Source organism: Microcystis sp. M090S1, from assembly GCF_020246295.1.
GTDB lineage: Bacteria > Cyanobacteriota > Cyanobacteriia > Cyanobacteriales > Microcystaceae > Microcystis > Microcystis aeruginosa.
Genome location: NZ_JADBTF010000222.1, coordinates 1 through 8,898, shown reverse-complemented (window position 1 = coordinate 8,898; position 8,898 = coordinate 1). Strand labels below are relative to the sequence as shown.

The following is an 8,898-nucleotide window of genomic DNA, read 5'->3' as shown; positions in this document are numbered from 1 at the left end:
ATTTTATGCAATTTAATCCTTATTTTTGCCGTTTTTGAACCATCAAAAATTAATTATGCAAGAGGTTTAAATCTGATCCCTGATAGCTGTCTCGGAGTCTCGGAGTCTCGGAGTCTCGGAGTCTCGACTAGGAAATTAATTTTGCACGACTACTTAGGTCAAAATCAGGGGATTTCCTGTTTCCAAGTCAAGAAATAGAGAAAAGCAGCAATTCGATCGAGAAATCGATCAAAACAGCCTAGACTAGAAAAAGAATCCTCTATCCTGACAGCTATCCTGTGGAGATTACTTTTTTAGGAACCAGTTCTGGGGTTCCCACTCGTTCCCGCAATGTCTCTAGTATCGCCCTTCGTTTGCCGCAACGGGCGGAAATATGGCTGTTTGACTGTGGAGAAGGAACTCAACACCAGTTACTGCGTAGCGACCTGAAAAGTTCCCAAATCCGACGCATTTTTATCACCCATATGCACGGGGATCATATCTTTGGTTTAATGGGATTGTTAGCCAGTATCGGATTAGCCGGTTCTGCTCAGGATATTGATATCTACGGACCCCCCGGACTAGGGGACTATCTGCGCGCTTGTGCTAAGTATTCCTATACTAATTTGGCTAATCGGGTGCGCGTCCATGCCATTTCCCCTGGCATACTCTACGAAGATGAAGAATTTACCGTCTCCTGTCAGCTATTAAAACATCGTATTCCCGCCCACGGTTATCGCATCGCCGAAAAAGACCGTCCAGGACGTTTTGATGTGGAAAAAGCCAACGCTTTGGGTATTCCCCCCGGACCAATTTACGGCAAGCTGAAAAAAGGGGAAACTGTCACCCTCGCCGATGGCAGCAAAATTCGCGGTCAGTCCCTCTGCGGAGAAACGGAAATCGGCCGTAAAATTGCCTATTGTACCGATACTATTTTCTGTGAAGGCTCGATCGAATTGGCACAGAATGCAGATGTGCTAATTCATGAGGCGACTTTTGCTCACCAAGATGCCGGGTTAGCCTTTGAAAGTGTTCACTCCACTTCAACGATGGCAGCCCAGGTGGCCTTGGCAGCCCAGGTAAAATTGTTATTAATGACCCATTTTAGCCCCCGTTATCTACCGGGTAATTCTCTGGATATTTCCAATCTGTTAGAGGAAGCGCGGGCGATTTTTCCTAACACTAAATTAGCCTACGATTTCCTCACCTACGAAGTCCCCCGCAACCGTCAAGAAATGGCCTTAGGAGTTAAATAATTATGCCAGCAGCAGTAGAAGAAAAAAGCATGGTTCCCACGGTTTTAGTGGGTATTGGTGGCACGGGTAACGAAATTTTATCGCGATTGCGTCGCTTAATCGAGGAAAGTTATGGCAGTTTGAGTAATTTTCCGATTGTCAGCTTTTTGGTGGTTGACACGGATAAGGATTATAAAATCAGTAATCCTGAAGCTGCGGGCAGTGCTTTTAAAGATAACGAAAAACACTGGTCCCGGGTGAGTGGAAAACAGGTACAGGAGATGGTATCTGACATGGATAGATATCCCTGGATTAATAGTTGGTTTCCCCCGGAATTAGAGAGAAATATTACTTCCCTAGAAGCGGGAGCGGGACAAATTCGCGCCTGTGGTCGTTTTGCTTTATTTTGTAATTATCATGAGATTCAAAGGAAATTTCTGGACGCGGTGAGACGGGTAAAGGGACAAGAAAACTTTATGCTCGATCGCTATGGAATTAAAGTTAGTAATAGTGCCATTAATGTCTTTACTACGGGGTCTTTAAACGGTGGTACGGGTAGCGGAATGTTAATCGATATAGGCTACTGTATTCGTAATTGGTTACGAGGGGAAAGTAGTCCTTTGAGTACGGCAATTGTTCCCACTCCTGAAGCATTTGCGGGGATTAGTGTCGGCGATCGAGTTTTGGCTAATGGTTACGCTGCCTTGATGGAATTAAATTACTTTTCTGACTACAGAACCGAATATCATCAACAGTTTAGCAGTGGTTTGGTCGATGAAGTTGTTAGTAAATTACCCCCCTTTGATTTTACCTATTTAGTGGGGACAAAAAACGGAGAAGGTGATTTTAAACTCGGTCAAATTCGGGAAATGATCGCCCAAAATATCTTCCTAGATATGACCTCTGATTTTGCCCCCCATAAGCGTTCCATTAGAGATAATATTAAGGGTTCTTGGGCGCAAGCTGACCCGGGGGGTCGCGGTTATCCTAAGCAATTTATGAGTTTTGGGCTATCAACTATTGAAATTCCTATTGCCCAAATTCGTGCTTCTTTATCGGAACGTTTAGCCAAAGATTTAATTAATTGGTGGCTGAATGATTCCGTGATTTTACCCGCTCAAATGTTGGAGTTAGTAAGAGGTGATATACTCAAAAGAATGCGCTTGAGCGAAGGGGAATTAATTATGGATTTATGTGCCGACAAGGATCGCTCTTTAATTGCCATAATCTCCCAATGGACTAACGAAACTCGTCAGGAAATCAATCAAGATAATTGGCTCTCTTGTACCAAACAGGGTGTTAATATTTTAGGCAATGAACAGGGAAAAATTCTGCAATTTATTAATGATTATTTAACGCCAAGAGTCGAGGAATTTAAACGCAATCATTTACTAGAATTGAGTCCCGATGAACGGCTGCACGGCGATTACCTGAAAAAGATTTATAATAACCGGGATGAAATTATTCAACGGGGGAAAAAGTCTCTAGAAATGGAGTTTTATAATATCCTTGAGGATCGGAACCGTGGAGTAAAATTTGCCGAGAGTTTTATTGTTTCAGTACGACAAATCTTCACCGACATAGCGGAAAAATTCCGTCGCGATCAAGAACAGGTTTGGAGTCAAAACGAAAGTAAACGTCAACGAGAATATGATACAGCTTTAGCAGAAATTAATGATCTGAAAGATAAAATTCATATCTCGAAAAAAGATAAGATGGAACAATATTGTGAACAAGCTTTAACGGGATTGGAAGGCTGTTTAATGGCCAATATTCAACGAAAAACCAGAGGTGCAGGAGTAGAGGTTATTAATCGTTTACTGGAACATCTAAATCAATTAGAAAGCCGTTTTAATCGCTTTCGTCAGAAATTAATTCAAAGTCGCGATCTATTTAATCTCCAAGCTAATCAACAGATCGATAGTGCCGATGCTTTGTTAATTAATGGGATTAAATTATTTGACAGACAAGAATTAAATAGTCTTTATCAAGACTTTATCGAACAATTTGCTTCGGGGATTGCCGGTAACAAAAATGCCTACAATACAGGTATGGATAACCTTTGTTTACCCCTCTCAGAAGAGATTTTAAAGCAATCTAGCCCTCTCTGGAAAGAAACGCGCCGCGCTGATGAAAATATGCGTTTATTTGACATCACCGAGATTGCCGATATTCGTCAAGGAGATTTTCAACAAGTTATCATAAACCAAGCTAATCAACTACTACAAAATGCCCCCGCTAGTAGTCGAATTCAGAGGGAATTAGCCGCTTGCGATCGCTTGTTAAAAATCTATAACAACGATGCCGATATTATCAATAATCTTCGCATTGCCTACCAAAAATCGCGACCCCTAATTATGCTTAACCCTGCGGTTTTGCGGGGAAAAGATGCGGGTTTTACGCCCCAATTAAATCAAAATGTTGCCCTGATTGGGGGAAGAAATACCAATAACCCGGCAGCCCAAAAAATTATTCCGAAACTGCGGGAATTTATCCCCAACGAAGACGATATTAAACCCTTGGCAGAAGTGGAAAAACATCGTCTTGTCTTCGTGCAGGAAATTGGCGGTTTTTCCCTACGCTGTCTCGATGGAATGAGAGAGTTGCGGCAATCCTATCAAGACTGGAAAGGAGAATTTATTCTCGCTAAACGCGCCCAACAAATGGGGGAAAATCGCGATTTACCCATCCCCGTGCATATCCAAAAGGAACCTCCTTTCTGGGATGTTTTTCCCGAAGATCCGAGTATTTATCAATTGGTGGTGACGGCCCGGGCTTTAAAAGTGCTTTTTCCAGAAGTCAATCGAGTCACTAATGAGAAAACAATTCGCTATGAAATTAAAACCGCAACGGGATTAAAAAAAGTCGATATCGCCACCAGTTGGGAAGATGCGGTACAGGTGTTAGAAGTAAAAGCTTGTCGCGAAGATAAGGAAAAAATTCAAAGTCAGGTGACAGCTAAGTTACAGGATTCGGCCACTCCGGAGAAAAAACAAGCCTTGTATCGGACTTTTATCAAATATTTACAACAACGTTCCGAGGAGTTGACAGGAGGAAAAGATAGTACAGAATATAAACGGGAGGATGCAATTATTTTGCAGTTAATCGATAACTATAAGTTGGATAGCGGTGGAGAAATTCCTCTTTCTTCGGTGACGGAAGTGGCTAACCCAGCTTTAATTATCTGCGGTAACTGTGGACACAAAAATCCCCCCTCGTCTAATTTTTGTTCTAAGTGTGGGGCAAAATTAGTTAAGTAGAAATTAGATTTTGGGTTTGATCCCCCCTGCCCCCCTTGATAAGGGGGGTGCCGATAGGCGGGGGGATCTACCTTGATAAGGGGGGTGCCGATAGGCGGGGGGAGCCGCCTTGATAAGGGGGGAATCTGACAATTTTTAACACCTACCTAATTTAACAAAAAAAAGTGGGGGTGTTAGCTGGACTAACATCCCCCAAAATGAAAATTTTCGGGAAAAATTGCCTAATAGCGAAAAAACTGGATTATAATAAGGTCTTTACTCAAGATTTTTGCTAATCGCTAACTGCCATAAAACCCAATCAAGACCCCTGTTTATCGAGAGAAAAACCAATGGTAGCCACTTTAAAAGGACGAGATGTTTTAAGAATAACCGACATGAGTAGCGAAGAAATCAGCGCCCTACTCAATCTATCGGCACAGCTTAAAGCTGGCACTCTTAACCCTAGCTGCAAAAAAGTCTTGGGATTGCTATTTTATAAAGCTTCCACCCGGACGCGGGTTTCCTTTACCGTCGCCATGTACCAGTTAGGGGGACAGGTGATCGATCTTAATCCCAGTGTAACCCAAGTGGGGCGCGGGGAACCCTTAGCAGATACAGCCCGGGTACTCGATCGCTATCTCGATATTCTCGCGGTTCGCACCTTTAAACAAGAGGATTTAGAAGCTTTTGCCAATTACTCGCGCATTCCGATTATCAACGCTTTAACGGATTTAGAACATCCCTGCCAGATATTAGCCGATTTACAGACTATCCAAGAGACTTTTCAGACTTTACGGGGAATTAACCTCACCTATGTCGGGGATGGCAATAATGTCGCTAATTCTCTCCTCTTGGGTGGTGCTTTGATGGGGTTAAATGTGCGAGTTGCCTCCCCCGCAAACTATCAACCCGATGGGGAAATTGTCGCCAGCGCCCAGGCTATTGGCGAGAAAACCGGTAGTAAAATCTTAATTACCGACGATCCCGTTACGGCCGTAAAAGAATCTCAGGTGGTCTATACTGATGTCTGGGCGAGTATGGGACAGGAAAGCCTCGCTGATGCCCGAATTCCCGTTTTTCAGCCCTACCAAGTCAATGAACAGCTAATGAGTCACGCTGACAAAGACGCGATTATTCTCCATTGTTTACCTGCTCACCGCGGCGAAGAAATTACCGACGGGGCGATCGAGGGTGTACAATCAAAAGTCTGGGAGCAAGCGGAAAATCGGATGCACGCCCAAAAAGCTTTAATGGTGAGTTTATTGGGATTAATCTAGCTGCAGATGCTCAGTTACCTAAAATAATTATTAAACTCGATCATCAATCATCCTAAGACCTGTCCGACACCGGAAGTTAACGCTAGGATTGATGGTAAGAGCAATAATCAGGGCAGCCTCCACACAAACTATATGTCAGACACCTCCGCAGTTAAAAAATATCTCGCCCATTGGTTTCAATTGGGAAAAAAAGTTATTTGTCCCAAAAACCAAGCTATGCTATTTCCGCTGCCAATTTTCAATGCTGATCGCTATTCGTCGGAGTTTGAAGATTGTTGGCAAAAAATGCTTGATCCTCAAAGTGGCGATTGTTACCTAGAAGGTACTCAACAAACTATCCAAGACTTACTTTCCCCTCAATGGGAATTTCACCCCTGCGCTCGTTGTACTATACCCGTACCAATTGAAGTGCTGGGCCAATCGGGTTTATCCTGTCCCTGCCATGATTTGAGTAATTGGCCCAATTTAGAATTACCCTTACCCCATTTACCCGTCAATAGTCAAGAAAATCTCGATCGCATCCGGCAAAGATTGCTAAAAAATTCTCACCCACATTAACCGGACAAAAAGAGACGTTAGGGGTAACGTCTCGACAAAAGGGTTGAGATTTAACGATTTCTGCCAAAAAGATTGACTAAATCTCGCAATCTCTCGCTATGTTCTCCGGTTAAAGCTTCCTGACGATAGCGCCATGACCAATTCCCTTCTGCGACACTGGGGGTATTCATCCGCGCATCCGATCCTAAACCTAACACATCCTGTAACGGTACGATCGCCTGATTAGCCACGGAACTATAGGCCAGTCGAATCAGATCCCAAGCCACTCCCTGACCACTGGGAGCGCCAAGATATTGATATAGTCGCGCTTTTTCGTAGTCATTGGCGTTATCCTGAAACCAGCCCACAGTAGTATTATTATCGTGAGTGCCGGTATAAATCACACAGTTGCGTTCGACATTAAAAGGAAGATAGGGATTACCCGCATCACCCCCAAAAGCAAAGTGGAGAATCTTCATCCCCGGGAAAGCAAAGTGATCGCGAAAATCTAGGACTGCTTGGTCAATATCGCCCAAATCTTCGGCAATAATCGGCAATTTACCTAAACGAGCGCCAATAGTATTAAAGAGATCATAACCCGGGGCCTTCAGCCAACGACCATTAATGGCGTTTTCCTGGCCAAAAGCCACCGCCCAATAGGCTTCTAATCCGCGAAAATGATCGATACGGATGATATCGACTAGGGAAAGAACCGCTTTTAAACGGCGTACCCACCAGTCAAAGCCCGTATTTTTGAGATAATCCCAGTTATAAAGAGGATTTCCCCATAATTGCCCCGTTTCTGAGAAATAATCTGGGGGAACCCCGGCCACTTCCAAGGGATTACCGGTTTGGGTATCTAGTCGGAAAACCTGCGGATTTGCCCAAACATCAGCGCTATTATGGGAGACATAAATGGGGATATCACCGATAATCTCGATACCGAGGGAGTTAGCATAGCGTTTTAGGGCTAACCACTGCTCAAAAAACTCAAATTGCAGGAATTTGTGCAGAAAAATCTCCTCTTGTAACTCCTGTTTCGGTGTTTCCAACGCACCCCAATGACGTTCGCGAATTTCTGTCGGCCATTCCATCCATGCTTTACCCGGGTAAGCGTGGGATAGGGCCATAAATAGGGCGTAATCCTCTAACCAATCGGCATTGCCAGCACAAAAGCCGGCAAACTGTTTGTAAAGAATTGTGTCAGAACCCTTGACAAAATTGCTCGCCGCCTTTCTAAGTAGGGGAATTTTCCAAGCGATCAATTTATCAAAATCCACTTGATCGAGGGGAAAATCGGGAATATCCTCTAAATCTGCGTCACTAAGCAGGTTTTTTTCCCGAAGAATATCGAGACTGATCAGGAGATGATTACCGGCAATGGCACTAAAACTCATGTAGGGAGAGTTACCGTACCCTGTCGGGCCTAAAGGGAGAATTTGCCAGAGTTTTTGACCACTTTGAGCCAAAAAATCGATAAATTGATAGGCTTCCCTACCTAGTTCTCCAATCCCGTAACGACCGGGGTGACTGGTGGGATGAAGCAAAATACCGCTAGAACGGCTAAAAGCCATGAAAAAACCCCCTTATCAGTGATTAGGTTAGCAGTTATTAAGTGTTTAAAGCTGAATGCTCACTGCTATCTCCAAGCTAACCCGATCTCGATCGATAAGGGCAATACTTAACAACTTTATTAGACCTATAGGACACAATCAGGCATTACAGCCGTACCGTAACAGATCGTCTTTCCAGTTAAAAAGATTCCTTCGGATCACGTTCCACGTTACCCGGGTAGGTGAAACTGGCACTCGTTGCCGTCGGTTTGACGCGGCTCGATAGTTGGCTGATGGCCGCTCTTTCCTCTTGGGTGAGGGGGCGATCGATAGCTTGGAATTCGTAATATTGGTATTCGCTCATGGCGTGCAACCTATCTCAAGGTTTATGATCGATATGCTAATAATTGTACGGGGATAGTTAGGGTTTAAAGATAAATTCGACAGGACGGGCGCTCTCGGATGTATTAGGAATAGCAAGAATATGCAAATCGCCCGATCTTTACCGATAAGGAAAAAGTTCGGGTGATCGATCGGTAATTTCCCCGCATCGGTCTTTTCAAGAAATCCAATCTATTCCTTTGGATAGTGGCACGGTTAAAATCGATAAGATTATAATTTCTCCCGTTAATCACCTTAGCGATCGCTGAATATTTCTACCATCGGCGATTCATTGTCGGCTAATCGTTAAATTTTGTGAAAAAAACCTCATTGCTTGAGATTATCGGAGATAGAATCGGAATAGTTGAATAAGGGGGAAATAATCAGATTACTTGGGGGACAATTGCACAGATGAAATCGCCGAAACTTCATTAGGTTAAGAGTTTTGCCATTTGGAGGAAAGTTCAGATATGACGGATGGCTGCTGTTTGGTGAGGGATGGCACTGAAGCAGCTTGGTTCTGTGAGGGGGGCGAGGAAGCGGTTGGGACAGTAGAGATTAGTTAGGGCTTGCTGAAAAAGTACGGGCGAAGCATTCGGATAGAAAATCTACGGTTTCACCGATAGGTTATTGCCCGAATGCTTCGCCCCTACAGGACGCGGGCCGATGAAGACGCAAGGTTTTGAACCACGATTCT

6 protein-coding genes are annotated in these 8,898 nt (G+C 43.9%); 4 read left to right on the top strand and 2 right to left on the bottom strand.

Annotated features, from left to right (window positions below):
* The first annotated feature begins 278 nt into the window (after window positions 1–278).
* From IM477_RS10045 to IM477_RS10030, 4 genes are all read left to right on the top strand, one after another.
* The gene (locus IM477_RS10045; RefSeq protein WP_287731591.1) at window positions 279–1,235 is read left to right on the top strand and encodes a ribonuclease Z; all 957 of its coding nucleotides are present in this window, start codon (window positions 279–281) and stop codon (window positions 1,233–1,235) included.
* Between the two features lie 2 nt (window positions 1,236–1,237).
* A complete protein-coding gene (locus tag IM477_RS10040) occupies window positions 1,238–4,474 on the top strand; it encodes a tubulin-like doman-containing protein (RefSeq protein WP_287731590.1) in 3,237 nt (1,078 codons plus the stop codon).
* Between the two features lie 329 nt (window positions 4,475–4,803).
* Complete coding sequence (gene argF, locus IM477_RS10035; RefSeq protein ID WP_287731589.1) at window positions 4,804–5,730, top strand: ornithine carbamoyltransferase; 927 nt, start codon at window positions 4,804–4,806, stop codon at window positions 5,728–5,730.
* 132 nt (window positions 5,731–5,862) lie between these two features.
* Window positions 5,863–6,288, top strand: a complete 426-nt coding sequence (locus IM477_RS10030; protein ID WP_287731588.1) for a hypothetical protein — start codon at window positions 5,863–5,865, stop codon at window positions 6,286–6,288.
* Between the two features lie 50 nt (window positions 6,289–6,338).
* Here the strand turns inward: IM477_RS10030 and malQ are convergent, their stop codons facing one another.
* Window positions 6,339–7,841, bottom strand: coding sequence for a 4-alpha-glucanotransferase (malQ, locus tag IM477_RS10025; protein WP_079209243.1), 1,503 nt, complete (start codon window positions 7,839–7,841; stop codon window positions 6,339–6,341).
* Between the two features lie 178 nt (window positions 7,842–8,019).
* Window positions 8,020–8,184, bottom strand: coding sequence for a hypothetical protein (locus IM477_RS10020; protein ID WP_170915522.1), 165 nt, complete (start codon window positions 8,182–8,184; stop codon window positions 8,020–8,022).
* Between the last annotated feature and the right edge of the window lie 714 nt (window positions 8,185–8,898).

Bases quoted from the DNA above. Each gene is read 5' to 3' on its own strand.
- IM477_RS10040 (WP_287731590.1), top strand. From the start codon at position 1,238: ATGCCAGCAGCAGTAGAAGAAAAAAGCATGGTTCCCACGGTTTTAGTG.
- argF (WP_287731589.1), top strand. From the start codon at position 4,804: ATGGTAGCCACTTTAAAAGGACGAGATGTTTTAAGAATAACCGACATG.
- IM477_RS10030 (WP_287731588.1), top strand. From the start codon at position 5,863: ATGTCAGACACCTCCGCAGTTAAAAAATATCTCGCCCATTGGTTTCAA.
- malQ (WP_079209243.1), bottom strand. From the start codon at position 7,841: ATGGCTTTTAGCCGTTCTAGCGGTATTTTGCTTCATCCCACCAGTCAC.
- IM477_RS10020 (WP_170915522.1), bottom strand. From the start codon at position 8,184: ATGAGCGAATACCAATATTACGAATTCCAAGCTATCGATCGCCCCCTC.